Source organism: Candidatus Saccharibacteria bacterium oral taxon 488 (genome assembly GCA_013099015.1).
In the GTDB taxonomy this organism is placed as follows: Bacteria; Patescibacteriota; Saccharimonadia; order Saccharimonadales; family Saccharimonadaceae; genus Nanosynbacter.
In genome coordinates, this window is the sequence record CP039998.1 from 574,075 (window position 1) to 600,682 (window position 26,608).

Below are 26,608 nucleotides of genomic sequence, written 5' to 3' on the forward strand. Positions count from 1 at the left end.
ATTACATCTTCGTTGCATTACTTCGCAGACGTGCGATTCGATCTTCTAGCGGCGGATGGGTGCTAAATAACTTTGAGAAAAAGCCAGGGCGCAGCGGATTATTCATAAACAAGTTTGCTGTTGAAGTACTCTGCCTGCGCATTGGCCGACCATAACTTTGTAGCTTCTCCAGTGCCATCGCCAGCCCCTCCGAGTCACGAGTTAATAGCGCGCCCGAGGCATCCGCCAGATACTCGCGCTGGCGGCTGACTGCCAGTTGCGTAATCGTTGCTAAAATCGGTGCCAAGATTACTACTATAATACCCACGACGTAGACAACCGGGCTGGTATCCCCGTCATCATCATCGCCATATATCATCATCCGGAGTGCGATATCAGCAAGCAACCCAATAGCACTCACCAACCCAAAGGCAATCATACTAACGCGAATATCGTAATTACGCACATGACTCATCTCGTGCGCCATCACCGCCTCGAGTTCGCGCTTGTCCATAATTTCTAGCAGCCCAGTAGTCGCACCGACGATAGCGTGCTTTGGATCGCGGCCAGTTGCAAAGGCATTTGGTGCCGGGTCGTCAATAATGTAGACTTTTGGCATCGGCATGCCGGAAGCGATCGCGAGGTTTTCTACTACTCGCCACAGCTCCGGCGCATCCTTCTTTTCAATCTGCTGCGCACCGCTCATCGCCATGGCCAATTTACCAGCGATATAATATTGTAACCACGCATAAAGCAGCGCACAACCGACAATGATCACCGATAATGAATAATTCCGTAGATACATACCGACCAGCACACCAATCACGCCGATAATCGCCACAAACACCGCCATGATCAATACGGTGTTTCGCTTGTTATGAGAAATTGCACTATACATGTAGTTATTATACCAAAAACCGCCCGCCGAAAATAGGCGAGCGGTTTAGTTTGGGCGAAGATTATCCCGCCCTAGAATTTCACCTCAACTGGATTCTCAACGCTTGCTCGATCAGCAACCTCAAAGAACTCCTTGGCCTGGAAGCCGAACATGCCGGCAACCATGTTAGCCGGGAACCTTTGAATCCTTGTGTTCAGATCGCGAACGCCGCCATTATAAAAGCGACGCGATGCCTGAATCTTATCCTCAGTGTCAACCAGTTCTTGCTGTAGCTGCAAGAAATTCTCATTAGCCTTTAGTTCTGGATATGCCTCAGCGACAGCAAACAGACTCTTCAACGCGCCCTCCAGCATATTCTCAGCCTGTGCAGTGTCAGCCACACCTTTAGCACCCATAATGGCTGAACGAGCTTCGGTAACCTTTTCAAATACTTCTTTCTCGTGCGTAGCATAGCCCTTAACTGAGTTAACTAGGTTCGGAATCAAGTCAGTCCGGCGTTTGAGCTGCACGGTGATATCACTCCATGCTTCCTCGACGCGGTTACGCAGCGTTACTAGACCGTTGTATGTACCGATCAAAAACGCCACGATCAGAACGATAACGACACCGACGATAATTAAAGTTATTATTACTGCATCCATGTTCTATTCTCCTTATGGTTAGTACCTTATACACATAATTATACCATACACACGGGTCGTATAGTGGCAAAATCATGCCAACTCATTGTTGACACGCAGCTCATCATAGTCGTATACTTATTCATATAAATCATATTTATATGAAAGAAAGGAATTATATGACAAAACTAAAGAGTAGACATGCTTGGACAGTCAAGGTTGGCGAACGCGGGCAAATTGTGATACCCAAAGAGGCACGAGATATTTTTAATATCAAGCCTGGCGATACACTTATCATGCTCGGCGACAAGCAGCAAGGAATTGCTATTCCGACTAAGAATAAAGTCATTGATACAATCACCGCCGTACTCAATGATACGGAGATGAAATCATGAATGCAATCACTGCGACCAACTTAACAAAACGCTACGGTGACTTTGTCGCAGTCGACAGCCTTAATCTATCAATTGAAAAGGGTGAGTTATTTTCACTACTTGGTGTCAATGGTGCGGGTAAGACGACATTGATTAAAATGTTATCTTGCTTAAGCCAACCAACACAAGGTGATGCTATTTTACTCGGCAATAGTATTACCGAAAAACCTCAGGCAGTCAAACAGATGATCAACGTTTCACCACAAGAAACTGCTGTAGCTGGTAATTTATCAGTCCGCGAGAATCTCGAACTGATCGCTGGACTCTACGGACAATCTGCTCATAACGCCAGTGAGAGCGCCTCACGTATGGCAAGCCAATTCAAGCTCGAAACTGTCGAACATAAAAAAGCTAAGCATTTGTCTGGCGGCATGCAGCGACGCCTGTCGATCGCCATGGCGCTCATCTCAAATCCAAAAATATTATTCATTGACGAACCAACGCTAGGTCTTGATATTTTTTCGCGCCGTGAGTTATGGGAGGCGATCCAGTTGCTCAAAGGTACAGTGACGACGCTGTTGACAACTCACTATCTCGAGGAAATTGAAGCATTGTCTGATCGTGTCGGCGTTATGGCGCGCGGCAAGCTCGTGGCAATCGGTACAGTAGCAGAACTGCAAAAACAAACCAATACGCGCACTCTCGAGGATGCGTTTGTAGCACTTGTAGGAGGTATTCGATGAGATCATTACTATTTGCTAAACGCTGTACGAAAGAAGTTGTACGCGATCCGATCAATCTATTCTTTGGATTAGTCTTTCCACTCGTTTTGCTTGGACTGCTCTCTATTATAAATGCCAGCATTCCCGCCGAAGCCAATAATACTATGTTTGCCATCAAAAATTTGGCACCAGGTATCGCAATGTTCGGTACGGCATTCCTAGCACTATTCTCAAGTATGCTCCTAGCAAAAGACCGAACTTCATCATTCCTGATGCGTCTGTTTACCTCGCCTATGACAGCCCGAGATTTTATCATTGGATACACAATTCCGATGATTATCATTGCTACCATGCAGGCAGTGATTACCCTCGTTATCGCCTGCTTTATCGGGCTCGACTTTTCAGTGCATATTATTGGGGCAATCGTTATTACAACGGTAACGTCGCTTCTATTTGTCGGATGTGGGTTATTCTTCGGCAGTCTCATTAACGAGCGAGCAGTTGGCGGTATATGTGGCGCCCTGCTCACCAATGTCGCTGGCTGGCTGTCGGGCGTATTTGTCCCGGTTGATCTCATCGGTGGTGGCTTTAAAATGGTTGCGGAAGCACTGCCATTTTACCACAGTGTTGCTGCCATTAAAGGTAGCATCGAGGGAAATTGGCAAGTCATCACACCACATCTACTGATTGTTTTGTGTTATACCACCGTTATCTTTACACTCGCCATCTATATCTTTCGGCGAAAGATGACCGGACGAAACACCTAATTTATCTGGATCTGGCACCCTAGAATTCAACTATCCATAACGAAAGCCGCCTTTTATCGGCGGCTTTTGTAACAATTGTGGTGCGCGAGGCGGGAATCGAACCCGCACGACTTTTGGTCAAGGGATTTTAAGTCCCTCGCGTCTACCAATTCCGCCACTCGCGCGTATTTACCATTATTCATGACGTCAAGCCCCCTGCAACATAATTTTAAATATTATGTAGCTAGCACCCGCGTCTACAACAATTATACTACATTTTCTGGATCATAAAAATGATCTAGCTGAGCATCTAGCAGCGCCCGCACCTCATCATAATATCGACCAACAACAGGATGTCTCTGGGCCTTTTCGCGATGCGGTATCATATGATACTGGTACGCTTCACGAGTTGTGCGACAATGATGAGCATACTCACCTCCATCAAGATAGTCATAGGCAACCGGCATAAATTTATCAAGCGCATAGACGAAACATGCTTCTTCGCTAGAAAAAGATTCGTATTCCTTAATCGTTTCAGCGATCCATGGCATATATGAGAAATCTGATTGAATACGCTCCAACGCTGCTGCCTCACGAATTTTTCGCTCAGATGAATTTGCCGCCTGGCTATCCATTGCCGATACATCACCCGAATAGACCTCTACAACATCATGAACAATGGCAAATTGGGCAACTTTACCAATATCTAATTTCGGATTAATCTGCGGAGCGAGCACACACGCTAACAATGCTAAAGCCCAGGAATGTTCCGCATCATTTTCCCTCAGTGGTGATCGTTTTGGCGGCACGATATCACGATGAATATAATACATCGGCACGATTAATGAACTAATCAGCTGGAGTATATGCTGAACATTTGGAGGTCGTTTCATAGATTTAGTATACTATAAGCCATGAAACAAATAGTACACATCCACGATGGCAATACATTTAATAATCGTACACGATTATCTTAAGACGCTTTAAAATGATACTGTCACGACTCTACACACCGAAATGGCGTAAATGGTTGACCTAAACATAAATGATACTGGTCTTGTTGGCCGACATGCCAAACTCGATTTACTGTTTCAAAAATTATTCTATTCAATTAGACAAACTGTCTGTAGATTATCCCCATTTTACATACTACATCTGAAATGCCGTTATCCAAAAACATATCGTGGATATAAGTGAAATCGGAGTCATTACATATTTTTCTTTCTTACTTTTTGAAATGATGTTCATAATAGTATTTAACGATAGATAAGCGGCAAAGAAGAAGCAAATATATTCAGTAACCTTAAAAGACAGCCACAGGGGAATAAAACCTCCGGCTTGCAAAATAATTATCATGGCAAAAATTTGGATAGCCACCGAAATGACCGCCGCAACCCTCAAGTTCTTAGGCAAGATTTTATGTTGTCCACCCATTGTAAATTCGCCCAAAGGCAAGCCGCAAGCAACAAGCACAGTCATAATTGCTATAATTCCAAATAATACGGCACCTAATATTGAAAACATAAATCAATACTCTCCTTTCGCAAAATACAAAAATTCAGTTGCAGATTCAACTTTATTTCACTCAATATTTTCACTTATATTATAGCTCTCCAAGAGAGCTTTTATCGACAATCCTGGAGGCACGTACGAGAGTCGAACTCGTCTAAAAGGTTTTGCAGACCTCTGCGTAACCGCTCCGCCAACGCGCCGCTCTGTTACATTTGGTGCGAGCGAGAAGACTTGAACTTCCACGAGCATAATGCTCACTAGCCCCTCAAGCTAGCGCGTCTACCAATTCCGCCACGCCCGCACGACTGTCATCATTATACCTGACACTACGGTGTTTTGTAAACTGAATCTTGGCGAACTGTCCAGTAAATCACGTCGGCGAATCGATCAGTAGGATACACCAGCCGCACTGATTCACCGAGAGCTGACACAGAGCGCAGGTGGATATAGTCCAGCTGTACTTGATATAACGCGAGGGCTGGCACATCGGACTGCCAATGCTTAGTAAACGCTTGGTATTTGCTAACTCGTTGCTTGGCGCTTTGTTTGGTGCGACCAGCCGCGAGAGCATCATCGGCCACCGCGCTGTTATAGTTAGCAAAATTGAGACCACTTTGATTAGCCTGTGACGAATGCCAGTAGGCAAAGACATCGGCGTCACCGCCCAGCACCAACTCATACAGTAGCACGTCAAAGCCGCGCGGCCGCAGGACGGACTGCAAAACGTTCTGCGAGGCATCATTTGGATCAACCACCCGCAAGTCAACGGTGATATGCAGCGTTTCCTGCCAGACTTTTACGAGTTCACGCGCAATACTTTCAAAATCAGAACCCTTGAGCGTCACGAACGATAATTGCAAAACCTGCTCGCCCTTTTTACGCTGATTACCGACCACCTTCCATCCTTCTTCGTCCAGTAATTTTTTCGCTGCTTCTGTGTCATACGGCAAACGACCGGCCAGTTGCCCGTCCACTTGGTCGTCAAAAATTGGGCCGTGCAGTGGCTTCTTGGCAAAGGCAAACTTCTCGCGCAGTGCTTGGGTATTAATTGACTGGACCAGCGCTTGTCGAACTTTGCGCGAACTCACCACTTCGCTCTGGGTGTTAAATAATGCATAGACACCATCGTTAATAGCGTACGACCGCGAGGCATACATGTGACGGATCTGGTCTGACTGAGCCATATATGACAACTCCGGTGTCGCCATAATTTCACTCGTCTTGAGACCTTTGGTTATCTCGTCCCGCGTCGGATATACATACAGCTGAAAACGATCCAGCTTTGGCGCGCCATGATGATACTGCGAGTTCGCCACCAGATGAAGCACTTTTTTCGACCCATCAGCATTGGCATTCTGTAGAATCCGCATAGCAAACGGCCCAGAGGTTACGGGCGACTTGCCATAACCATGCTCACGTAGCTCGGCCGGATTAACTTCACTGAGGCTGTGCTGAGGCAAAATCGGAAAGGTGAGGGCGTGCATGAATGGTGCGTACGGGGCTGGCAGGGTAAATTGTACTGTCCGCTCGTCAACCTGCTTGACGTTGATCGACTGCCAACCAGTAATTGACGATTGTGTCCGTGCATCCTTGAGTAGATTAACAGTAAACACCACGTCGCGAGCATCCAGTGGCGCTCCGTCTGACCACTTGAGATTACGGCGCAATTTGACCGTGTACTCAGTCTCGGCCTCATTGACTGTGACCGACTCAGCGAGGTCCCCCTTGATATGTCCGGTCGTATCATAATTATAAAGACTCGCAAACATCAGTCGGGCCGCTGACTTTTCGGCACTACTACGAGCAAAGATTGGGTTCAGTGTCTCTAATGGCCCCAGCACGCCCTCTGAGTACGACCCACCCCTGGCTGGTGCGTTATGAGCGTACAATTCACGAAATGACAGCCACTGCACCATGCTGATGGTAATCAATAGAATAACCAGAAAAATCCACCCCAGGACATGCCGCTTGACTCCAGCCAAATGTTCGAGGCGCGAAGAGATAAACATATGCGTGTGACGCAAGGTCGTCTTGGTCAGTTTTTGCGCTTGCCCATCAAGATCTTTTGTTGCGAAGTCCAGTCGCAGAAATTTTTTCCAAGATGATTTTTTTGTGTCCAAGGCGCGCTCCTAGCCCTTCAGACTCGGCAGCACCAAACTCGCCAAGATCGACAGCACGAACACAACAGCAAACACAATAGTCACATCAAACAAGTTCTTGTCAAAACCTCGCCGCGTGGTGAACAGCTCGCCCGACGAGCCAAAGCCTGCGCCCAGGCTCGCGCCACGCTGCTGCAACAATATGGCAATGATCATCAAAACGGCTGATCCTAATGTGACATACGGCAAAATAGTATCAAGTGACATGCTTTCTCCTTATTCTGGCGCCGGCTTGATAACGAAGGCGCTACTTACTATATAGTTTACCAGACTGAGTATGATTCCGGCAAGAATTGACGAGCCAAAACTCATGGATAATCCCGGTGCTAGTGCCAATGATATATACACCATGATGCCATTCACCACCAGCGTAAATAAACCGAGCGTGAGCAAGATCGCCGGTAGTGATAAAATGACAACGATTGGTTTCAAGATAGAGTTGACGATCGAAAAGATGAGGCCAGCGAGGACAAACGTTGCCGTCGTCTCGACCACTGGCTCACTCGTCCCGAGAAGCCGCACCGCCACCCAGATACCAACAGAATTAAGTACCCACCTAACAAAAAATATTGCAAATTGTCGTCTCATGACTACATTTCATTATATCATAATGCTAGCAGGCGCCGTCGACTACCTTGCGCTCAGTGCTCTTGATGTGCAGCTGGAGCTGCTGGCGACTACTCGTCCCCTCAATGCAGATCGCGGCTGGCGTCGAACCAGACGGCGGGATTGTCCGTACAGTGATTACGATATCTGGCGAGCCACTCTTGAACGACTGCGGCAATGTCGTTGGGTATGATCCTTTGAAGTTTTTTTCCTGCTCCGCCGCTGATAGCGCATTCTGTAGATCTGACGTTATGGCTTTACGCACCGTCTCTTTTCGCCACCCGTTATAACTGACGAGACCGATACCCGCCAAGATGCCGATAACCACAACGACAATTAGTATTTCTATGACGGTAAATCCATACTTTCGACTCATACTTATGATGATAGCATAAGCATAATCTTTTTCGCTAGCTCTTTATCCACGATTTTTTCCAGGTCGGTGAGTGAGGCATTCCGTATACGGCTGATGCTACCAAATTTTTTCAGCAATTTTGCGCGGGTTTTTGGCCCCACACCAGGGATTTCCTCCAGCTGATTTTTTGTTTGCTGCTGACGTTTGAGCGCCGTGTGGTAGCTCACCGCAAAGCGATGCGACTCGTCGCGGATGCGCTGGAACAATTTGACGATGTCAGTTGTCACAAGGATATTTTCGTCTGTCGTCGGACGTTCTTTACGATTTTGCTCGGTACTGGCTCGTAAGTTTTTTGAATGCGAGCCAGCGTTACGCTGACTTGGGTGTAAATTCACTATATAAACATCACCATCTTCGTGAATCGCGATATCTACCCGTGGCTGCGACTGAATATGCTCAATGAACGCCGTATCAATCTGCGAACCAATCTTATGTACTAGCAACTCTTCCTCGCGCTTGGCGATACTGATAATCGGCACAGTGACGCCACGCTCATCACGCGCTTTGATGGCCGCCGCCAGCTGACCCTTACCACCGTCAATGAGCAGCAGGTCGGGACGACCCCAGCTTTTCAGATGACGCTCACTCAGCCGGCGAAAAATCGTCTGATACATATTGCCGGTGTCGTCATTTTTCTCACTGACTTTGAATTTGCGATACTCTGCCCGGTCGCTCGCGCCATTGGTAAATACCACCATACTGGCAACAACCTGCCGCCCGCTCATATGTGAAATATCGTAACCCTCAATGTGTGCTGGAATACCTTTTAGGCCCAACAATTTTGCCAAATCCGCCAGCGCCTTGTCTTTAGAAATATCCAAGAATTCTTTGTCGCCAAAACAAACCCGCCGCTGCAACTCCTGCATGGCGCGCAGCTTATTGCGAAGATCAGCCGCCCGCTCAAAATCATGCAGCCCAGCTGCCGTTTTCATGTCGCGCTCCAACTCGGCGGCGATAGCCTTACGGTTGCCTTTGATGTAGCTGATGAGCTTGCGTAAAGTAGCTTTGTAGGCGGCTGACCCATCACTCAGCCGCGGGCTGAGACCCAAGTCTTCATCCAATTTCGACTGCCCCGGACGGCGCTGCCTGGTCAAATACGGAAAAACCCGCCGCAAATAGCGCAGCGCTTTTTTCAAAGCAAAGCCATTATAGAACGGGCCAACATATTCCGCCCCATCATCAGCTGGATTGCGCGTAAAACTGACGGTCGGCCACTCGCTTTTCATGTCGATTCGCACATACATCTGCGATTTATCATCGCGCAGCAGTACGTTGTAACGCGGCATATAGCGCTTGACCATCTCGCTTTCCAAAAACAACGCATCAACTTCGCTCTCGGTCTCAATCCAATCAGTGTCAGCAATTTCCGTCACTAACGCCATAGTTTTATTGTCCCGCCCACGCGAATCCTGAAAATACTGGCGCACGCGATTTTTCAGCACCGCCGCCTTGCCCACATAAATAATCTCGCCGCTGGCTGACTTATGAAAATAGACACCGGGAGTGCGGGGTAGGGTTTTGAGTTTTTGCTGCAACCGTTGATTCACAGCTACCATTATATCAAGCGATCATGTCTTGCCGACAAAACCACTCAGTACGCTATCCAGCTCACCTTGAGCAAGTCGTACCGCCCACTCTTGACGCTCCAGGAATGATAACAATCCAGCCTTTAGCCCAAACCAGCCTAACTTTTTTCTAGCTTCGGCAACTTTTCTAAATTGCTCCCTGAATGTATAATACTGGTCGCGACAATCTTGCGGAATATCTGAAATTTTGCGGTTTGGCATTATAACATTTACTAATTCCTCAACTTTTTCTTTGTCTTTTGGACGCCATCCGGTAATTGAACGACATCCGTACGCTCCTAATTGAGCAATTGGATTAAGGATAGCGCATACTGTCTCACCATCTCTCTTCACAAGCCACTGATCAAGGCTAGATGAAGGAATTTCCGTCTCAATACCGCCTAGGCGCCAATATAGACGACCTTCATTATCAACATAACGATCGCCGACGAAATCAAATATACCGCGACGATTCTTTTCGTATGGATTAAGTCCAAAGGTTGAAATTACTAACTTATCACCGACAGCATCAGCAATTTCCTGTCGACAACTCTTCACAACAGCTTTATCTGTGCTTTGCACTAATGTATCAAGGTCTCGCACCGTACCGTTATCACGTAGACGCGGTAAATACACGTCATTAGGCAAACAAACGACATGATTATCCCAATCAATTTCGGCAGCGTTGGTAACTGCATGTAGACCCAGCCCGCCGACAACGTTATACGGAGCTTCGCGATCTTCCATTCTATCATGAATGCTGCGTCTTACCAGCAGCGAGTATATATTTTCTGAAACTTCACTCATACCATAGTCCTTGTCCGCCTATTGTAAGTCATTTGCCTTAGTTATATCAAGTAAATACCCTTTCAAAAACTCACTCCACTCCGGCACATTCTTTTCGCGGAAATAGGCACGAAGGAAATCAACCATAACGTGCTGACGCTTCCTCGCTTCTATTCGCCCCGGCTCCGTTAGCATCAAGCCTTTCAACTTCAACAGTTTCTCAAAAAAGTGATTAATAAAGCCGTCGGTATCATGCGTATTGCCATTAACGTCGTATTCGTGCGCCGCTAGATCAACATTTGGCCAAACCGTGGGGTCAAAAATCCGCCCGCCGTGATGGCAGGCATACATCAACCCTCGCTCAATTCCAACCGCACCAATAGCATCGCACATGTCAGCGTCAGACACTAGCTGCCCTGCCAATCGCTGCGGTTGCTGCCCATCCAGCCGTTTGCCATAACCAATCGCCGCAATATTTTCTAATACCGCCTGACGTAGGTCAGCGGCCACTCCCGCCTCCGCCATACTATTGACTGCGTTCGTCAATTTCTCTGCCTGCGCCTTGCCGACTAGTTTATAGTCGTCGACGTCATGCAGCCAAGCCGTCAACAGCACTTCTTGCAAATCCACTGGCTCGCTGCATTCGCTAGCAAAACGCTCTGCCAGCAGCGCCACCCGCTCGACATGATCATCGGCGTGACCCGATGGATCGCCACCTAATATACCACGCACGTTATTTTTTATTGTCTCAAGTTGAGCTATCTGCCGTTCGTCCATGAGTTTATTGTATCACCCATGCAGGCCTCGACCCGCTAAACTATTTCCATTTTAGCCAAGAGGCGCTATAGTAGTGATGTGAAAACAACTGTCAAAAGAAAAGTACCTGAATTTATCAAGCGATCACTGGGACGAATTCCACGATTACCAACGCCAGAACCCATTTGGCAATTAGATAAAATCGACGAGAGCCTGACGCCGAACATGCGAGCGCTGCGGATGACGATGACAATCGCCGAGGAACTACTGGCGATGGGAGTGGCCGCACGGGACGTCGTGCACATGGCGTTGGGGATCACTGGCACGTACTGTAAGCGACGGGTTCACATTGATATCAGCTCAACGCTCATCACCATATCTCAAGATCGCGGCTCTGAGCGCGAACCGCTCACGTTGGTGCGAACGATCACGTTGAAGTATGTCAATTACCAAACGATCCAAGCATTGCAAAACCTCGCCCTCGTGATTCGCGACCATCACTTGCCGCTAGCGGAGGCTGAGAGACGAACCGAGGAATTATTGACAAATCGACGGGAACATTCACGCTGGATCGTCTGCCTGGCGGGCGGTGGCGTGTCGATGGGCGTGGTGATTTTATTTAACGGCTCAATTCTGATGAGCGGGCTGGCGTTTGTGATGGGCTTTGTGGCGACGGCGACGATGAGGATTCTGGACAAATGGGGCCTCGCAACATTTTACCTCCAAATCATTACCGCACTCCTAATCACCCTGGCGGCGGGTGCTGCCCAGTGGCTGAATGGCTGGCTGGGCTGGCAAGTTGATACGACGATGCTGGTGATCAGCGGTATCGTGCTGTTGGTGGCGGGGCTGATGATCGTTGGCGCTTTTCAGGATGCGATTGATGAATATTATGTAACAGCAAATGCCCGACTGCTGCGGGTAACTATGGCGACGATGGGTATTGTTGTCGGTGTAATGACCGGGCTATACATCATTCAGCGATTTGGGATTAGCTTTCCAACGACGCCGGATCGGCTGGGGCTAGCGGCAGATATACGAGCGCAATACTTGGGGGCGCTGATTATTGCTGCTGGTTTCGCGGCTGGCAATCACGCGCGTTTATTCGGAATGCTGATTGCCGGCGGTGTCGGTGTTTTGGGGTGGTGGGTGTCGAGTACGCTAATTGGGTCACTCGGAGTTGTCATCGCCAGCGGCGCCGCAGCGACAGTAGTCGGATTGACGGCAGTGCTGGTGTCCCGGCTATGGCGCTTCCCTTCAGTGGCCATTATCGCTGCTGGCATCGTGCCGCTGGTGCCGGGCTTGTCGCTCTACAACGGCTTGATGGGGGTGATCGAAAATCCACCGACCGACCCTGAATTTTTACTGTCCCTAGCGATATTAGCGCGAGCTATCATGATCGGCGTGGCCATCGCGATCGGTGCATCGCTTGGTAATATGATCGGCCGACCAGTACGGCGCGGTATGATTCGCTGGTATAATAAGCTCCTGCGACGACGAGAGATAAAAGTTCAATAAAGTACGCGCAAATTTTATTTCAAGACTACACACTCGTCGCCCAGTGTCTGACGCAGCTGACTCATGAGCTGATCGCCAGCCTCAACACGAAACGGCATGCGCATGGCAGACTTATTTGCCTCACCCAGCACTAACACCACATCGGTCACACCGGCGTATTCGGAGCAGAGTGACTTGAGTGCCACTAGTTTATCATGGTCGCTCGGGTTTTTGATATGAAGAAATAGCTTTTCCGTCTCGGGCACGGCGTGCGTGGCTACTGGATGCGGTGGCGTGTTTGTCGCGTCGGCCGGTGTTGACTTCATGTTCGTCCCTTTCGCTGTCGATACTCGGGCCGCGCCTGCTCGCTGAGTCATTTGAGCTCGAAATGCCGTACGCCGCTCTTGCTTGACCTTACTACTCATCTTTGGCGCTTCCATTTTACGGCCAGTCGATTGATACTGCCGGAGGTCATCGTCAGAAATCAGTTCAATTTCATCAGCAATCATCTTGCTCTCTGAGCCCAAATTACCATCCCGATCACGGGCCGAGTTTTTGCCGGTCACCCGAATGACAGCGTCCTGGACGAGCTTGGCGCCGACTTGCTCATACAAATTCGGAAAGACGATAACTTCGCCCTCGCCAAACTTATCTTCGATCCCAGCGAATGCCATCTTGCTGCCTGACTTGGTAACGATGGTGCGCACCGTCGTGATAATACCGCCGATCGTCATCAGGCGACCGTCGTATTCTGGCACCAGCTGCGTTAATGGCTGCGCCTGCTCGCTCAGATATGTTTCATACGCATCGAGCGGGTGCGCCGAAATATACAGCCCCATCAGCTCGCGCTCCCACATCAGCCGCTCTTTGTTGGTGTGTTTGGCCGGCGCCGGCTGTAGCTGCATCGTTGGCTGAACATCAGCCGACTCATCACCAAGCATACCAAACAGGTCAGTCTGCCCCGACGCAGCCTCTTTCTGAGTTTTTTGAGCAAAGGCGACAATGGTATCAAGATTAAATAATAAATCAGACCGATCACCAAAACTATCAAAGGCACCAGTTTTGATCAGCGACTCCCAGGCCTTGCGGTTAAACTTGCTGGTCGACACTCGCTTGGCAAAATCCTCGACCGACTTGAACGGGCCATCAGCCTCGCGGGCACGGATAATTTCTTCCACCGCGCCGACACCGACGCCCTTGACCGCCGCCATGCCGAAACGAATCTTCTTTTCACCAGGCACCACCGCGAACTCGACGAATGACTCATTGACGTCCGGGTTGAGCACTTCAATACCCATGTGCTTACACTCAGTCATCTCGATGGCCAGGCGCTCGGTGTCGTCCTGATCACTAGTCATCAGCGCCGCCATGAACGCGTCAGGATAATGCGCCTTAAGATACGCCGTCCAGTAGGCAATCAAGCCATAACACGCCGCGTGCGACTTATTGAAACAGTAGTTAGCAAATTCCTCCAGCGCGTCCCAGAATTGCTCGGCAATTTCCTTGGTCGCGCCACCGACCTTAACCGCACCCTCAACGAACTCCGGCTTGACCTTTTTCATCAGGTCGATTTTCTTTTTACCCACCGCTTTACGTAGGGTGTCGGCTTGACCACCGGTAAAACCACACCACTCTTTGGAAATCTGCATAAACTGCTCCTGATAGACCAAGATGCCGTACGTATTCTTCAGCGAGTTTTCCATGCCGGGGTGCAGATAGGTAATCTCTTCCTCGCCATGTTTACGCTTGATGAACGAGTCGATAAACTGCATTGGCCCCGGGCGGTACAGGGCCACCATGGCGATGATGTCTTCAAAGACACTTGGTTTGAGCTCGCGCAAGTACCGCTTCATGCCAGCCGACTCCAACTGGAACACGCCGGTGGTATCACCGCGCTGGAATAATTTGTAGGTTTCTTCATCATCCAGCGGCAGCGTTGATAAATCAATATCCGTTTTGTAGACTTTGCGAATAATACGCAGGGCATTGTTAATGATGGACAGGTTAGACAAGCCCAAAAAGTCCATCTTCAGCAGCCCGAGCTCTTCCACCGGGCCCATGGGATACTGCGTTGCCACCACGCCCTTTTGCGCCATCTCGAGCGGCACGTATTTCACCAAATCATCCGGCGCAATCACCACGCCAGCAGCGTGCACACCGTGTGAGCGAATCGTTCCCTCCAGCCGCGAGGCAAAGTCATAGACGGTTTTGGCAGTTGGATTACTTTCGTATTCTTTCTTGAGATCAGGGTCTTCCTCGAGCGACTTTTTAATCGGTACATGACGACCCTGCACAGGTGGCGGAATGAGCTTGGCCAGCCGGTCGGACTCGCCATATGGCACCTGCAGCACCCGAGCCACGTCACGCACCGAAGCGCGCGCCGCCATGGTGCCAAAGGTACAAATGTTAGCCACTCGCTCTGAACCATATTTCCTGGCACAATATTCAATCACTTCACCGCGGCGGGTATCTTGAATGTCGATATCGATGTCGGGCATGGAAATACGGTCGGGGTTGAGAAATCGCTCAAACAGCAGGTCGTAATGCAGCGGGTCAAGATCGGTGATGTTTAGGGCATAGGCGATGATTGAACCGGCCGCCGAACCACGCCCTGGCCCAAAGATAATCCCCTGAGATTTGCCCCAGTTGATAAAGTCCTGAACGATCAAAAAGTAGCCGTTATAGCCCATGTTGTCGAGCACGCCAAACTCCATGTCTAGCCGCTCGATTTGATCGTCAGACAACATCGCACGCAGCTCGTCGTTTGGCAATTTCTTGGCGTCCTCCAGCTTCATGCCAGCGTAGCGCGCCGCCATACCGCTATACACCAGATGATCCAGATATTCTTTTTCGGACTCACCGTTTGGCGTTGGGAATTTCGGGATGAGAATATCACCCAGCTTAATTTCCACGTCACACCGATCGGCGATGGCCTTGGTGTTGGCGATTGCCTGAGGATTGGTTGTTTGCCACCGCGAAATGATGTCTTCTGGTGTGGTCAAATGCAGCTCAAAATCCTTCAAGCTCATCCGCTTTTCATCACTCAAATACGCACCGGTACCAACGCATAGCAGAATCTCATGCGCCTCCTGGTCTTCGTGATTGAGGTAATGACCGTCGCTGGTCACCACACACGGAATATCCAGTTCCTCGCTGATGCGCTCAATGTAATCATTGACCTTTTTCTGCTCCGGCCAGTGGCTGCGCGCTTCGGGGTGGCCATGGTCTTGAAGTTCCATGTAGTATCGGTCGCCAAACACTGACTTGTACCAGCCAGCAATTTCCTTGGCCTTTTCATAATCATCATTGCGCAAATTCTCGCCCAACTCACCACCAATACAGCCAGACATACAGATGATGCCTTCGTTGTATTGTTCGAGTAGCTCGTGGTCAATACGCGGCTTGTAATAGACGCCTTCGAGGTTAGCGATGGTGCTGAGCTGCATCAGGTTTTGATAGCCCTTGTGGTTCATCGCCAGCAGCGTCAGGTGATAGCGTGCCTTGTCCTTAGCTGGGTCGCGGTCGTGACGAGTGCGGGCTGCTACGTAGGTTTCGATGCCGATGATTGGCTTGATACCAACATTCTTGGCTGCCTTATAAAACTCAATTGCGCCCGACATCGTGCCGTGGTCAGTAATGGCACAGGCCTCCATACCCAGCTCCTTCACCCGCGCCACCATGTCAGGAATTTTAGTCAGCCCATCCAGAAGCGAATGGTGGGTGTGATTGTGTAGGTGTACGTAATCAGACGGCTGCAACGCGGCCGCGGCTTGAGCTGAAGCTGTCGTATGTTTGGTAGCCATTATCTATCACGCCTCCTTGGGCGCCACCTCCTCTTTCTCCACCAAGTATAGCATGTTAGCGCCGGCGCTGCATGGTATCAATCAACTGATTGAGAAAATCCGCCAGTGCCGGAAAGATATCAGCAAACCGCCCGAGCAGCCAAGCTGATACCATGATTAGCACCGTCACGCCCACGAGGCTACCCATGCCAAAGAAAAAGCCGCGCCAAAAGTTTATCCAATAGATCTGCCGCCGCGATCGATGAAAATCAAAAAACAAGTCTTCAATCATTGCCTGCCGAGCGCCGTTTTCATTGTCACGCTTGATGCGATCAATGGCGCGGCGGGCTACCGAGGGACGTGGGTCGGCGGCCTTCTTGTCCTCATGGCCACTTTCTCTTGACGATTTAGTTGGCGCCATTTTCCTCAAGCCGCTTGACTAGATATTCGCGGAGGCTCGCACCAAGCTTCGGATCACGCATGCCAAAATCGATCACTGTCTTGAGATACTCCAGCTTATCACCAGTGTCATAGTACGTGCCGTTGGTGATTTCTACGCCATAAAAACTATGGCCGTCATCAATCATGCTCTGCATAATCGGCTGCACCGTAAATTCACCGTGACCATCAAACGCATGCTTGGCTTTCTCGAGATAGCTAAAGAACTCGCCCGGCAGCAAATAGCTACTGACGCTTGCAAGATCGGACGGGGCATTAGCTTTGCCTGGTTTTTCAACAATGTTCGTCATCTTGATCACACCGTCAGCAACCTGCTCACCGTTAACCACGCCGTAGCGATCAAATTCAGCATCATCAATAATCTTCTTGCACGATAGCACCGCGCCGTCTAATTTTTGCGCCGCAGCGATCATTTGGCGGAACCGGCTGGGACTAGCAGCGATAAAGTCATCAGCAAACGTATAAATAACCGGCTCATCACCATTGATCAAATGTGCGGCGCAGGTCAACGGTGTGGCATTGCCGTACGGGCCTTTCTGGCGGATATAGACAAAGTTAGCCATTTCTGACAAATTATTCACGATGTCAATCAGTGGCTGCTTCTTGGCGCCGCCCGCCCGCAGATTGACTAGCAGCTCCTCGTTCGGCCTGTCAAAATGATCCTCAATTGCTCGTTTGTTGGCGCTACCGATGATAATGATATCTTTGATGCCGGCCTCGACTAATTCCTCGACAACGTATTGGATAATCGGCTTGTCGATCAGCGGCATCATTTCTTTTGGCATGGCCTTGGTCTGCGGCAAGAACCGCGTACCGAAGCCAGCGGCGGCGATGATAGCTTTGGTTGGTTTTTTCATGATAGTTCCTCCTGTCGTAGGTTATCTAAATAATCAAACAAAAGTGCGAATGGCCCTGTCACACATAAATCACCCGCCCGAGCAATGGCAAACAACTCTGCCGCTGAAACAAACCGTAATTCAGCGCCTTGGCTGCTTTCAGCTTCATCAAGGTGGATTGCATCCTCATTGTACACGCAATCAGTCGCCAAGTACACTGCAATCTTGATGTTAATGTACGGGCCCTCATAGCATTCACCAATATATTCAAAGCGCCCTGGCGTGCAGCTGGTCTCTTCCACTAGTTCACGCCGCGCTACCATCTCTACTGCTTCACCCGGCTCCCCGTCACCGCCGGGAAAATCATAGAGCCACTTTTCCGGGCCAGCTCGAAACTGATAGGTCATAGCGATCTTGTTATCCGTCGTCACTGCCACCACCAACACTGACACTAACTCCTCAGAAAAGAAGGTTGTAAACTCATACTGTTCGCCATCCTTTGTTTGATACCGCTTGATGACAGCCGAGCGCTTGTACGCATCGCCGACAGTCTGCGTGGTGGTTGGCTGAATACGCGTGAATGTTTTCATTACAGTCGCTCTCGGATTAGTTTCTGGGCGAGGCTCGGGTTGGCCTGGCCCTTAGAGCGCTTCATGACTTGGCCGACGAGGTAGCCGATGGCTTTGTCTTTGCCCGAGCGAATATCAGCGATGGATGCCGCCGAGGCTGGGTCGTTCAATACTTCGTCAACAATGGCAGCAATAACCCCCTCGTCAGACACCTGCAACAAATTCTTACTCTCGGCAATCTCGCGCGGCCCCTGCTCGAGATATTGTCGATCAAATAGACTGAGGAAAATCTCCTTACCGCCCGTCGAACTCACCTCGTTATTCTCAACGAGCAGTGACAACTCTGTCAACCGACGCGGCCCGACATAGCCCTCCCCGATGAGATCCATATCAATCAGCTCCTCCGGCGTCGAAGCAAACCAGTTAAAGATCCGCTTGACCAGCCGCTGATATTTTATCTTGTCAACCCCCAGTTCATCAAGGACGGCTTGCTCGTTATGTACCGTCAGCGTCTTGATAGCGTCAAGCAATATCGCGAGCGGCTGATGACCGAGGATCGTCGTAATCACCGAATGATCCAACCCCAGATCGGCCCACCGCTCTCGGCACTGGCTTGGCATCAACGGCATATAATGCTGCATGTGAGCAATCTCCTCGTCAGTCAATACAATCGGCGGAATGTCCGGATCAGGCATGTAGCGGTAATCCTGAGCGTCCTCTTTCGAGCGCTGCGAAGTGGTGACTTGCTTGTCATCATTCCAGCCGCGGGTTTCCTGCACCACCGACTCACCACTTTCCAGCAGGTCAACTTGACGCTTAAACTCGTATTCAGCGGCACGCTCGACGCTGCGGAATGAATTGAGATTCTTCACTTCCGCGCGTTTGCCGAGCTCGGTCGCGCCTTTCTTGGCCACCGAGATGTTGACATCAAAGCGCATGTTGCCATGATACAAATCACCGTGCGTCACGCCAGCATAGACCATCAATTTATGCAGCTCCGAAGCGTATGCCTTGGCTTCCTCGGCAGAATGCATGTCTGGCTCAGAGACGATTTCAATCAACGGCGTACCAGCGCGGTTGAGGTCAACCAGCGAATAGCCGTCGTGGTGCGTCAGCTTACCGGCATCCTCTTCCATGTGCGCATGATGAATCCGCACCCGCTTGAGCGAGCCATCCTCTAGCGGCGCATCAACATAGCCAGCCAAAATGATCGGCTGATACATCTGCGAGGTCTGATAACCCTTTGGTAGGTCAGGATAAAAATAATGCTTGCGATCAAATCGGCTAACACGAGCAATCGGCGCGTTCAACGCCTTGCCGGCACGCACCGCCAGCTCGACGGCGTGCTTATTCAGCACCGGCAGCATGCCTGGTAATCCAAAATCAATTTCATGTGTTTTACTATTTGGCTCGGCGTCGCGAGCGTCGTTATCAGCTGGGCTAAACAGCTTGGTTTTGGTCGCCAGCTGGACGTGGCATTCGATACCAATGGTCATTTCATATTCATCATATACACTCATCATAACGCTCCCAAATCTTTTAATGCCTGTTCAAATGCGGCCATTGCCCGCTTGAATGTCTGGGTGGTGATGGTGACCCGACTTTCGTGGGCAATTTGATTACGCAGCTTATGCGCCGACCAAACCGCGTCCTCATTCGTCCACAGACCACGCCGTGCCTTGAGCCGCTCACCCATCGTCGTACCGCTAACGCCGTATTCGCGCATCGCCCGGTCGAGCAACTTGTCAGCTTTGATAATCGCCATCTGCAGGCTATCGGGGTTATTTGTATCGGCCACACGCTGCACCGCCTGCCAGACTTTTCGGTATAGTTCCCGGTCGAGCTTCTCCGTTTGTTTTGACGTCAACTGAATGAATAGCATCAATAGGCCACCGATCACCAGCGCCGCTACCACCAGTGCGATCAACAATCCATCCATCAGAGGACCTCCACTTCCGCCGCCAGTTTCAGCAGGCTTCCGTCCGAACGGTAATTACCAACTAGCTGCACGCCGATCGGTAATCCTTCGTCATTATTTCCAGCTGGCACAGAAATTGCCGGCAGTCCAGCTAGACTAGCCGGCACGGTCATGATGTCAGACAGATACATCTTGATCGGATCACCAGTGTTCTCGCCAAGTTTGAATGCCGGCGTTGGTGCCGTCGGCGTCAGCAGCGCATCGTACTCAGTGAACAACTTTTTGAACTCGTTGATGAGCAGCGTACGCGCTTTTTGCGCCTGCATGTAATAGGCATCAAAAAATCCGCTCGACAACACGAAACTACCGATCATAATCCGCCGCTTATTCTCCGTCATAAAACCTTCGTTACGGCTGCGGCCGTACAATTCCGCCAGCGTTTTTACCTCAGCCGCTCGGTGACCATAACGCACACCATCATAGCGTGCCAGATTTGACGATAATTCTGCCGGCACAATAATATAGTACATCGCCAGCGAATATTGCATCATGTCCAGATTCACTTCTTCAATTTCATAGCCCAGCTGCTTCAATTTTTCGGCATAATCAAGCGTTTTTTGGCGAACTGCCGTGTCTACGTCGTCAGTCATACATTGCTTGACCAAACCAATCTTTTTCTTTCTAAAGCCTGGCTGATTCCGCCAAAAGTCAGGCAGCGTCGTCATATCCTTGTCGTCATGGCCCGCCATAATTTCCATCACCAAATTAGCATCATCAGCATTCGTCGCGAAACAGCCAATCGTGTCCGTGCTCGAGGCCATAGCCACCACGCCGTAGCGGCTGACTGCGCCGTAGGTTGGTTTGACGCCGACCACGCCGTTAAAACTGGCGGGCTGACGAACCGAACCGCCAGTGTCTGTCCCCAATGCAAACGGCACCACGTCAAGCGCCGTCACTACCGCCGAGCCGCCCGACGAACCGCCGGCTACTCGAGTTTTATCCGTAGCGTTTTTAGTCGGACCAAAGGCTGAATTTTCCGTCGAACCGCCGTGAGCAAAGGCGTCCAAGTTCGCCTTGCCGATGCAAATTGCGCCTTCAGCCTCTAATTTTTCAACCGCTGTTGCCTGGAGCGGCGCCTCAAAATTCTCGAGCATTTTTGCAGCGGCAGTCGTCGGCGCCCCAAAGGCTAAGAAATTATCTTTCACCACAAATGGCACACCAGCCAGTCGCCCAGAAACCTCGCCCTTATCCACCAGTTCGGCCCGCTTCAACGCCCGCTCTTCTGTCAAGCTGAGCAGTGCGTGATAATCTTCAACTTCGCGCGCTCGCCGCAGTGCTTCTTTAACATTTTCGACTGCGCCCTTTCCGGTAAAATCACTAATCCGACTCATTACAATACCTGCGGCACTTTCACTTGATTATTCTGTTTATCAGGCGCCATCTCAAGCAACTCATCCTGAGAAATTCCCAGCTTGACCTCATCTTCACGCCAGACATTCTCTAGTCCCGTCACTTGATAAGTTGGCTCCACACCCGCCGTATCAAGCTCGCCGAGCTGCTCAATATAGCCAATTATATTTTCTAAATCCTGGCGCAGTCCATCAACTTCATCATCAGCTAATGCCAGACTACTCAAACTCGCCAAGTGCTGAATATCACTGGTAGAAATAGTTGTCATGAAGTCTATTATAGCACTGTCTCGAGGAAAACCTAATAACTCAGCAGCCGCGGCGAATGGAGCGTCACCATCTGTGGTAGGCCATACCTACTGATCCCAGAACCAAGCGATAACCCACCGCGGTTCCAGCCGATAGCTGCCGCCGTTGCTGCATCGGTTGCCGCATTTGGTGCGTCTGGTCGTTCAATATAACTAATCTTGTTGGCACCACGATCTGCCACATATACTCGACCATCCGGGCCACGTAAAACTTGTCCGCCGCCATCGCCACCAAAGCCAGGACCCATCCAGCTAGGTTGATTCGGCACTGACGAGTTTGGTAGAGAGTCGGCAACCGCACAGTCCCTGAAATGCTCACAGCTAGTGAAGCCGATGAATCGCTCGCTCGCTTTAATAGTGCTACTATTACGACTTGTTATATCATAGCGGAATAATTCACCAATATATAACTTCGAGACGTAGACGTGGTCACCATTTGGCGAGAAATCAGCAGCATATCCTAAGCTACTGTCAAGTGGGTTGTTGTTATGCACGCCAACTGACCAGTGAGCTATTGGTGTCATATTGGTATCAGCCCCAGATATATCAAATACGTGTAATACTCCAGCGTTACCATTACGATTTGGACAGGCACTACCACCCATAAACACTAACATTTTGGTAGCCTCGTTGTTAAAGTTAATTGAGCCGAATCCCGTTCGCGAAGGACTTGATGGATTTGGTTGTACGATACACGGCTGAGCCGGGCCAGACGGTACATTATATACTGCTGCATTTGGTGTCTGAATAGTTGCTCCGTTGTCAGTCGAGAAAATATTGAAGGCATAGACTTGATTCGGCGAACCCGGCCGATAGGTATACACCACCGCACCATTTCCCGCATTATTCGGCACGGCATTCATCGCCTCGCCAGAATAGTTGCGTGAAAAACTGCCCGCCATGCCAATGGACATGTTCTTTTTCGTCACTCGTCCGAGTGGATCATTGGTAAAATCAACAACGTGGTAGTATAGCGTACCGAATTTTGCCCGCTCACGACCATTTGCCGAGTTTGATACTACGAGATACTTAGATTCCTCTTTGTTGATTGGAAAGGCAACCACTGCCTGCGTACCAGTACGCGAGCCACACAATCCCTGTGGTGATTCACTATAGTATGCCGTTTGACCATCGTCACATGTTGGATTGCCATCGGGAGCCGAGCTATCAACCTGCATAATATTTCGCGCTGAATTCCAGATACGAAGCCCGTCAGAGTAGAATTTCAAATTACCATTACGATCGGAAATCGTTGTTAAACCCTCATGGGATGGGCCACTTGAGTGTGTTGGATGAGGGTGTGGCGTCGGTTTATTTGACCCGCCCACACCAAAATCAAGGCAGACTGACCCGCCGATACACCACCAACGCTTACTGGCGCGCGTTCCCTTAAAATCAACTTCCGGGATAGCTTGCTGGCGTGAATTGTAAATATAGGTCTTATACGGGCGGCCATCAGATTTTCGAATCAACTCAAGGTAGCCCTTGACATCAGCACGCCGCGGGTTAGTTGTTGAGGTGTATTCACCAATAAAATACGAACGTAATTTGTCATTACGAAATACGTCAATCGCCGTACCGTTGCCGCGGCAATCAGTACCTGGACGCACACCCGAGGCAATGGCACTGTCATGGCCACGACTGATACATTCATTCATCCGCACCACGCCGGCCTCAGCCGCTTCACGTGCCAGCTGATTATAATACTGCTCCATCAAGGCATTAGCTGCCGCTGACGCCAGTTGGAGACCAGCCAACAAGATCAGCAGCAGCATAATGCTCGCTACAAGGACGGTCGGCAAGACGAACCCACCGTCCTTATCCCACCCAGACGCTTTGTTAGTCACATCCAACTCCGTACTTATTGCACATTGTCGAACGGATGTTGCGCTGCACATTGGTTCTAGTGTATGTCGACCCGGTATCGTGTACCTGGACGGCTGCCGTGATCGCCCCGGCAACCAGTACCGCTCCGGTTGCACCCAGCAAAATCAGAGACATTGTCTTAGATGTGTTACGGCCAGAAATAATCCCCTTGAGCATCCACAACGTCACGCCGATTACCCCTAATGCCAAGAGATATGGCACAAACTCTGCGAGATATAGCGCACCATACACCCTATCGGCACTGCCCGCACCGATAAACAGTAGTGAACTAATGAGAACTGTTATTATTTTTGCTACAAGCACTATTGCTGGAATTATCAATGCACCAAATGCGCCGTATGTTACTACTTTATACGCTGTCCGGCTAGTGTAGTTGTCGCGATCCGAGATAGCCCGTGAGACACGACCAAATGTGATGAGCGCAACAACTGCAAATAGCGTTGCCAATACACCCGCCATGACGATACCCGTCCCTGGTGTCACCATATTTATTGACAATATGTCAGCCAACCAGCCACCAATCGAAGTCGAAGTCGTTGTTGTTGCACCATTGACCTTCACCCAAGCGCCAAACAACGCCACCAATACCTGCGCAAATAACAACGCTGAAACGACTGTTGATACCATCGCCAGCAGATATTCAAATGTCAGCCACTTTGCCTTGCCGCGATTTGGATCAACTGTAGCCTGAGGGTAATACGCCGTTGGCTGCGATGCATACTGTGGAACTGGCGGAACATCTGCGTCCTGTACCGGTTGCACCATCTCTGGTGTTGATGCTATTTTCTTTTGTGTCATAATTATTACCTCCGCTTATGCTACCCTCATTCTACATGGTCTGGCGAATTTCTGCAATCAAATCACGCAGCTCCGCCGCTTTTTCAAATTCTAGATTGGCGCTATGGAGCTCCATTTGACCAGTCAACTCCTTAATTAGCGTTGGATATTCGTCCTTTGGAATCTTCTTCAAATCAAGTTTTGGCTTTTTGTCTGATTCTTTTTGCGGGATGATAGAGCGCAGGCCATCATCAATCTTCTTTTGAATAGTTTGCGGCGTGATGTCGTGCGCTTCGTTATAGTTCTGCTGAATGTGCCGCCGACGATTCGTCTCGTCAATCGCCGCCCGCATCGACCCAGTAATTGTATCGCCATACATCAGCACCCGCCCATCCACGTGCCGCGCCGCCCGGCCAATCGTCTGGATCAGTGCCTGCTCAGAGCGCAGGAAACCTTCTTTATCAGCGTCCATAATCACTACCAGACTGACCTCTGGCAAATCCAACCCCTCGCGCAGCAAATTAATACCAACCAAGACATCATACGTACCCAACCGCAGATCTTTCAAGATATCGCCGCGCTCCAGCGTGTCAATTTCACTGTGTAGATACGCCGTTTTCACGCCATTGTCGGTCAAGTAGGCGCTTAAGTCCTCGGCCATACGCTTGGTCAAGGTGGTTACCAGTACGCGGTGTCCGCTAGCAACAGTCTGGCGAATCTCCTCCATCAAATCATCAACCTGCCCCTCAGTTGGCCGCACCTCAATCGGCGGATCAAGCAGCCCCGTCGGCCGAATCAACTGCTCGGCCGGCTTTGGCGAATGAGCCAGTTCATAGTCGCCCGGCGTAGCCGACACATAAATCGCCTGATGAATATGCTGATCAAATTCATCAAACCTCAGCGGGCGATTATCCAGCGCACTGGGCAAGCGAAACCCGTGCTCCACCAACACTTCCTTGCGCGCCCGATCGCCGTTATACATGCCGCGGACTTGCGGCAAGGTCATGTGCGACTCGTCAACCAGCAGCAGCCAATCGTCTGGAAAATAATCAATCAACGTCGCTGGCTGTTCGCCCGGCTCGCGGTCGGTCAGATAGCGCGAATAATTCTCAATACCTTTGACAAAGCCAGTTTCTTTCAGCATCTCCAGGTCGTATTTGGTGCGCTGAGCTAGGCGCTGGGCCTCCAGTAATTTATCGTGTGACCCAAGCCATTTGAGCCGCTCGTCAAACTCCTTTTCGATGCCGATGATGGCCTTTTCAATTCGTTCGCGCGGCGTTGAATAGTGGCTGGACGGAAAAATCGTTAGGCTAGCTGGCTGATCCAAAATCTCGCCCGTCAGCGGATCGATTCGCGTGAGTCTCTCAACTTCATCGCCAAAAAACTCCACTCGCACCGCCGTGTCCTGCCCAGCTGGGAAAATATCCACCACATCGCCACGCACCCTGAAAGTACCGCGCGCGAAATCAACGTCGTTGCGCTTATATTGAATGTCAGTTAGTAAGCGAATAAACTTATCCTGGACTCGCCGCTCGCCTACCGTCAGCTGAATCGCCATATCAGCATACGTCTCCGGCGAACCGATGCCGTAAATACAGCTAACACTAGCCACGATGATAACGTCGCGTCGCGTTAGCAGCGCCGAAGTCGCCGCATGCCGCAGCCGATCAATTTCATCATTAATCTTTGAATCTTTCTCAATGTAGGTGTCACTCGAAGCAATGTAGGCTTCCGGCTGATAATAATCAAAATAGCTGACAAAATAATGCACCTCATTATCCGGAAAAAACTCCTTAAACTCAGAAAACAGCTGCGCTGCCAAAGTCTTATTGTGTGCCAGCACCAGCGTCGGCACATTGGCTCGGGCGATAATATTTGCCATGGTAAACGTTTTACCCGAACCGGTCACGCCCAGCAGTGTTTGCTCGCGCTCGCCCCGCTCCAAACCGCCCACCAGCTGAGCAATCGCCGTTGGCTGGTCGCCAGTCGGCTGATACCTGGAAACGAGATTAAATTGATTCACATTTC

At 50.0% G+C, this 26,608-nt stretch carries 26 protein-coding genes and 3 tRNA genes; 4 read left to right on the plus strand and 25 right to left on the minus strand.

What is annotated here, in order from left to right:
* Position 1: 1 nt before the first annotated feature.
* The gene (locus FBF29_03025) at positions 2 to 877 is read right to left on the minus strand and encodes a protease (GenBank protein ID QJU07657.1); all 876 of its coding nucleotides are present in this window, start codon (positions 875 to 877) and stop codon (positions 2 to 4) included.
* 71 nt (positions 878 to 948) lie between these two features.
* Complete coding sequence (locus FBF29_03030; GenBank protein ID QJU07658.1) at positions 949 to 1,518, minus strand: LemA family protein; 570 nt, start codon at positions 1,516 to 1,518, stop codon at positions 949 to 951.
* Positions 1,519 to 1,676: 158 nt separating this feature from the next.
* Here FBF29_03030 and FBF29_03035 point away from each other — a divergent pair, with 158 nt between their 5' ends.
* Genes FBF29_03035 through FBF29_03045 form a run of 3 tightly spaced genes read left to right on the plus strand, consistent with a single transcriptional unit; the run spans position 1,677 to position 3,360 of the window.
* On the plus strand, positions 1,677 to 1,892 hold the full coding sequence (locus tag FBF29_03035; protein ID QJU07659.1) for an AbrB/MazE/SpoVT family DNA-binding domain-containing protein: 216 nt from the start codon (positions 1,677 to 1,679) through the stop codon (positions 1,890 to 1,892).
* Positions 1,889 to 2,614, plus strand: coding sequence for an ABC transporter ATP-binding protein (locus tag FBF29_03040; GenBank protein ID QJU07660.1), 726 nt, complete (start codon positions 1,889 to 1,891; stop codon positions 2,612 to 2,614). The genes FBF29_03035 and FBF29_03040 overlap by 4 nt, the downstream gene beginning before the upstream one ends.
* On the plus strand, positions 2,611 to 3,360 hold the full coding sequence (locus tag FBF29_03045) for an ABC transporter permease (GenBank protein ID QJU07661.1): 750 nt from the start codon (positions 2,611 to 2,613) through the stop codon (positions 3,358 to 3,360). Before FBF29_03040 ends, FBF29_03045 begins: the two co-directional genes overlap by 4 nt.
* Before the next feature lie 78 nt (positions 3,361 to 3,438).
* Here FBF29_03045 and FBF29_03050 read toward each other — a convergent pair.
* The 12 genes from FBF29_03050 to FBF29_03105 all read right to left on the minus strand — a co-directional run bounded on the left by FBF29_03050 (position 3,439) and on the right by FBF29_03105 (position 11,159).
* Positions 3,439 to 3,524, minus strand: a tRNA-Leu gene (locus FBF29_03050).
* An 81-nt stretch (positions 3,525 to 3,605) separates the two neighbouring features.
* Positions 3,606 to 4,232: an HD domain-containing protein gene (locus FBF29_03055; GenBank protein ID QJU07662.1), complete on the minus strand. Its 627-nt coding sequence runs from the start codon at positions 4,230 to 4,232 to the stop codon at positions 3,606 to 3,608.
* A 256-nt stretch (positions 4,233 to 4,488) separates the two neighbouring features.
* The gene (locus tag FBF29_03060; protein ID QJU07663.1) at positions 4,489 to 4,863 is read right to left on the minus strand and encodes a hypothetical protein; all 375 of its coding nucleotides are present in this window, start codon (positions 4,861 to 4,863) and stop codon (positions 4,489 to 4,491) included.
* A gap of 114 nt (positions 4,864 to 4,977) precedes the next feature.
* Positions 4,978 to 5,051: transfer RNA gene (locus tag FBF29_03065), tRNA-Cys, on the minus strand.
* A 13-nt stretch (positions 5,052 to 5,064) separates the two neighbouring features.
* Positions 5,065 to 5,152, minus strand: a tRNA-Leu gene (locus FBF29_03070).
* 25 nt (positions 5,153 to 5,177) lie between these two features.
* Positions 5,178 to 6,971, minus strand: coding sequence for a peptide ABC transporter substrate-binding protein (locus FBF29_03075; protein ID QJU07664.1), 1,794 nt, complete (start codon positions 6,969 to 6,971; stop codon positions 5,178 to 5,180).
* A gap of 9 nt (positions 6,972 to 6,980) precedes the next feature.
* Positions 6,981 to 7,217 (minus strand): preprotein translocase subunit SecG, encoded by a 237-nt coding sequence (gene secG / locus FBF29_03080; protein QJU07665.1) that lies wholly within the window; start codon positions 7,215 to 7,217, stop codon positions 6,981 to 6,983.
* A gap of 9 nt (positions 7,218 to 7,226) precedes the next feature.
* On the minus strand, positions 7,227 to 7,598 hold the full coding sequence (locus FBF29_03085) for a phage holin family protein (protein ID QJU07666.1): 372 nt from the start codon (positions 7,596 to 7,598) through the stop codon (positions 7,227 to 7,229).
* Between the two features lie 25 nt (positions 7,599 to 7,623).
* Positions 7,624 to 7,992, minus strand: a complete 369-nt coding sequence (locus FBF29_03090) for a prepilin-type N-terminal cleavage/methylation domain-containing protein (protein ID QJU07667.1) — start codon at positions 7,990 to 7,992, stop codon at positions 7,624 to 7,626.
* Between the two features lie 2 nt (positions 7,993 to 7,994).
* Positions 7,995 to 9,578 carry an excinuclease ABC subunit UvrC gene (locus FBF29_03095; GenBank protein ID QJU07668.1) on the minus strand — a complete coding sequence of 528 codons (1,584 nt, stop codon included), beginning with the start codon at positions 9,576 to 9,578 and terminating at the stop codon, positions 7,995 to 7,997.
* Positions 9,579 to 9,599: 21 nt separating this feature from the next.
* On the minus strand, positions 9,600 to 10,403 hold the full coding sequence (locus FBF29_03100) for a hypothetical protein (GenBank protein QJU07669.1): 804 nt from the start codon (positions 10,401 to 10,403) through the stop codon (positions 9,600 to 9,602).
* 18 nt (positions 10,404 to 10,421) lie between these two features.
* Complete coding sequence (locus FBF29_03105) at positions 10,422 to 11,159, minus strand: phosphohydrolase (protein ID QJU07670.1); 738 nt, start codon at positions 11,157 to 11,159, stop codon at positions 10,422 to 10,424.
* A gap of 78 nt (positions 11,160 to 11,237) precedes the next feature.
* Between FBF29_03105 and FBF29_03110 the strand changes: the two genes are divergently transcribed.
* Entirely contained in the window at positions 11,238 to 12,656 is a 1,419-nt protein-coding gene (locus tag FBF29_03110; protein ID QJU07671.1) for a threonine/serine exporter family protein, read from the plus strand.
* Positions 12,657 to 12,670: 14 nt separating this feature from the next.
* Here the strand turns inward: FBF29_03110 and FBF29_03115 are convergent, their stop codons facing one another.
* Genes FBF29_03115 through uvrB form a run of 11 tightly spaced genes read right to left on the minus strand, consistent with a single transcriptional unit; the run spans position 12,671 to position 26,603 of the window.
* The gene (locus FBF29_03115; GenBank protein ID QJU07672.1) at positions 12,671 to 16,438 is read right to left on the minus strand and encodes a DNA polymerase III subunit alpha; all 3,768 of its coding nucleotides are present in this window, start codon (positions 16,436 to 16,438) and stop codon (positions 12,671 to 12,673) included.
* A 55-nt stretch (positions 16,439 to 16,493) separates the two neighbouring features.
* Positions 16,494 to 16,838, minus strand: coding sequence for a hypothetical protein (locus FBF29_03120; protein QJU07673.1), 345 nt, complete (start codon positions 16,836 to 16,838; stop codon positions 16,494 to 16,496).
* Positions 16,825 to 17,733: a UTP--glucose-1-phosphate uridylyltransferase gene (locus FBF29_03125; protein QJU07674.1), complete on the minus strand. Its 909-nt coding sequence runs from the start codon at positions 17,731 to 17,733 to the stop codon at positions 16,825 to 16,827. The genes FBF29_03120 and FBF29_03125 overlap by 14 nt, the downstream gene beginning before the upstream one ends.
* Positions 17,730 to 18,302: an NUDIX hydrolase gene (locus FBF29_03130; GenBank protein QJU07675.1), complete on the minus strand. Its 573-nt coding sequence runs from the start codon at positions 18,300 to 18,302 to the stop codon at positions 17,730 to 17,732. The genes FBF29_03125 and FBF29_03130 overlap by 4 nt, the downstream gene beginning before the upstream one ends.
* A complete protein-coding gene (gatB, locus tag FBF29_03135) occupies positions 18,302 to 19,804 on the minus strand; it encodes an Asp-tRNA(Asn)/Glu-tRNA(Gln) amidotransferase subunit GatB (GenBank protein QJU07676.1) in 1,503 nt (500 codons plus the stop codon). The genes FBF29_03130 and gatB overlap by 1 nt, the downstream gene beginning before the upstream one ends.
* Positions 19,801 to 20,220, minus strand: a complete 420-nt coding sequence (locus FBF29_03140) for a hypothetical protein (GenBank protein QJU07677.1) — start codon at positions 20,218 to 20,220, stop codon at positions 19,801 to 19,803. The genes gatB and FBF29_03140 overlap by 4 nt, the downstream gene beginning before the upstream one ends.
* Positions 20,220 to 21,590, minus strand: coding sequence for an Asp-tRNA(Asn)/Glu-tRNA(Gln) amidotransferase subunit GatA (gene gatA, locus FBF29_03145; protein QJU07678.1), 1,371 nt, complete (start codon positions 21,588 to 21,590; stop codon positions 20,220 to 20,222). The genes FBF29_03140 and gatA overlap by 1 nt, the downstream gene beginning before the upstream one ends.
* Complete coding sequence (gene gatC, locus FBF29_03150) at positions 21,590 to 21,877, minus strand: Asp-tRNA(Asn)/Glu-tRNA(Gln) amidotransferase subunit GatC (protein ID QJU07679.1); 288 nt, start codon at positions 21,875 to 21,877, stop codon at positions 21,590 to 21,592. Before gatC ends, gatA begins: the two co-directional genes overlap by 1 nt.
* A gap of 32 nt (positions 21,878 to 21,909) precedes the next feature.
* The gene (locus tag FBF29_03155) at positions 21,910 to 23,763 is read right to left on the minus strand and encodes a hypothetical protein (GenBank protein QJU07680.1); all 1,854 of its coding nucleotides are present in this window, start codon (positions 23,761 to 23,763) and stop codon (positions 21,910 to 21,912) included.
* Positions 23,756 to 24,601 carry a hypothetical protein gene (locus tag FBF29_03160; protein ID QJU07681.1) on the minus strand — a complete coding sequence of 282 codons (846 nt, stop codon included), beginning with the start codon at positions 24,599 to 24,601 and terminating at the stop codon, positions 23,756 to 23,758. The genes FBF29_03155 and FBF29_03160 overlap by 8 nt, the downstream gene beginning before the upstream one ends.
* Before the next feature lie 31 nt (positions 24,602 to 24,632).
* On the minus strand, positions 24,633 to 26,603 hold the full coding sequence (uvrB, locus tag FBF29_03165) for an excinuclease ABC subunit UvrB (protein QJU07682.1): 1,971 nt from the start codon (positions 26,601 to 26,603) through the stop codon (positions 24,633 to 24,635).
* Positions 26,604 to 26,608: the final 5 nt, after the last annotated feature.

Excerpts from the sequence above, each read along its gene's own strand:
- FBF29_03030 (QJU07658.1), bottom strand. The coding sequence starts at position 1,518 with ATGGATGCAGTAATAATAACTTTAATTATCGTCGGTGTCGTTATCGTT.
- FBF29_03140 (QJU07677.1), bottom strand. The coding sequence starts at position 20,220 with ATGGATGGATTGTTGATCGCACTGGTGGTAGCGGCGCTGGTGATCGGT.
- FBF29_03115 (QJU07672.1), bottom strand. The coding sequence starts at position 16,438 with ATGGCTACCAAACATACGACAGCTTCAGCTCAAGCCGCGGCCGCGTTG.
- FBF29_03120 (QJU07673.1), bottom strand. The coding sequence starts at position 16,838 with ATGGCGCCAACTAAATCGTCAAGAGAAAGTGGCCATGAGGACAAGAAG.
- FBF29_03060 (QJU07663.1), bottom strand. The coding sequence starts at position 4,863 with ATGTTTTCAATATTAGGTGCCGTATTATTTGGAATTATAGCAATTATG.
- FBF29_03125 (QJU07674.1), bottom strand. The coding sequence starts at position 17,733 with ATGAAAAAACCAACCAAAGCTATCATCGCCGCCGCTGGCTTCGGTACG.
- FBF29_03055 (QJU07662.1), bottom strand. The coding sequence starts at position 4,232 with ATGAAACGACCTCCAAATGTTCAGCATATACTCCAGCTGATTAGTTCA.
- secG (QJU07665.1), bottom strand. The coding sequence starts at position 7,217 with ATGTCACTTGATACTATTTTGCCGTATGTCACATTAGGATCAGCCGTT.
- FBF29_03130 (QJU07675.1), bottom strand. The coding sequence starts at position 18,302 with ATGAAAACATTCACGCGTATTCAGCCAACCACCACGCAGACTGTCGGC.
- FBF29_03090 (QJU07667.1), bottom strand. The coding sequence starts at position 7,992 with ATGAGTCGAAAGTATGGATTTACCGTCATAGAAATACTAATTGTCGTT.
- FBF29_03035 (QJU07659.1), top strand. The coding sequence starts at position 1,677 with ATGACAAAACTAAAGAGTAGACATGCTTGGACAGTCAAGGTTGGCGAA.
- FBF29_03160 (QJU07681.1), bottom strand. The coding sequence starts at position 24,601 with ATGACACAAAAGAAAATAGCATCAACACCAGAGATGGTGCAACCGGTA.
- gatC (QJU07679.1), bottom strand. The coding sequence starts at position 21,877 with ATGACAACTATTTCTACCAGTGATATTCAGCACTTGGCGAGTTTGAGT.
- FBF29_03045 (QJU07661.1), top strand. The coding sequence starts at position 2,611 with ATGAGATCATTACTATTTGCTAAACGCTGTACGAAAGAAGTTGTACGC.
- FBF29_03105 (QJU07670.1), bottom strand. The coding sequence starts at position 11,159 with ATGGACGAACGGCAGATAGCTCAACTTGAGACAATAAAAAATAACGTG.
- gatA (QJU07678.1), bottom strand. The coding sequence starts at position 21,590 with ATGAGTCGGATTAGTGATTTTACCGGAAAGGGCGCAGTCGAAAATGTT.
- FBF29_03100 (QJU07669.1), bottom strand. The coding sequence starts at position 10,403 with ATGAGTGAAGTTTCAGAAAATATATACTCGCTGCTGGTAAGACGCAGC.
- gatB (QJU07676.1), bottom strand. The coding sequence starts at position 19,804 with ATGATGAGTGTATATGATGAATATGAAATGACCATTGGTATCGAATGC.
- FBF29_03085 (QJU07666.1), bottom strand. The coding sequence starts at position 7,598 with ATGAGACGACAATTTGCAATATTTTTTGTTAGGTGGGTACTTAATTCT.
- FBF29_03040 (QJU07660.1), top strand. The coding sequence starts at position 1,889 with ATGAATGCAATCACTGCGACCAACTTAACAAAACGCTACGGTGACTTT.
- FBF29_03025 (QJU07657.1), bottom strand. The coding sequence starts at position 877 with ATGTATAGTGCAATTTCTCATAACAAGCGAAACACCGTATTGATCATG.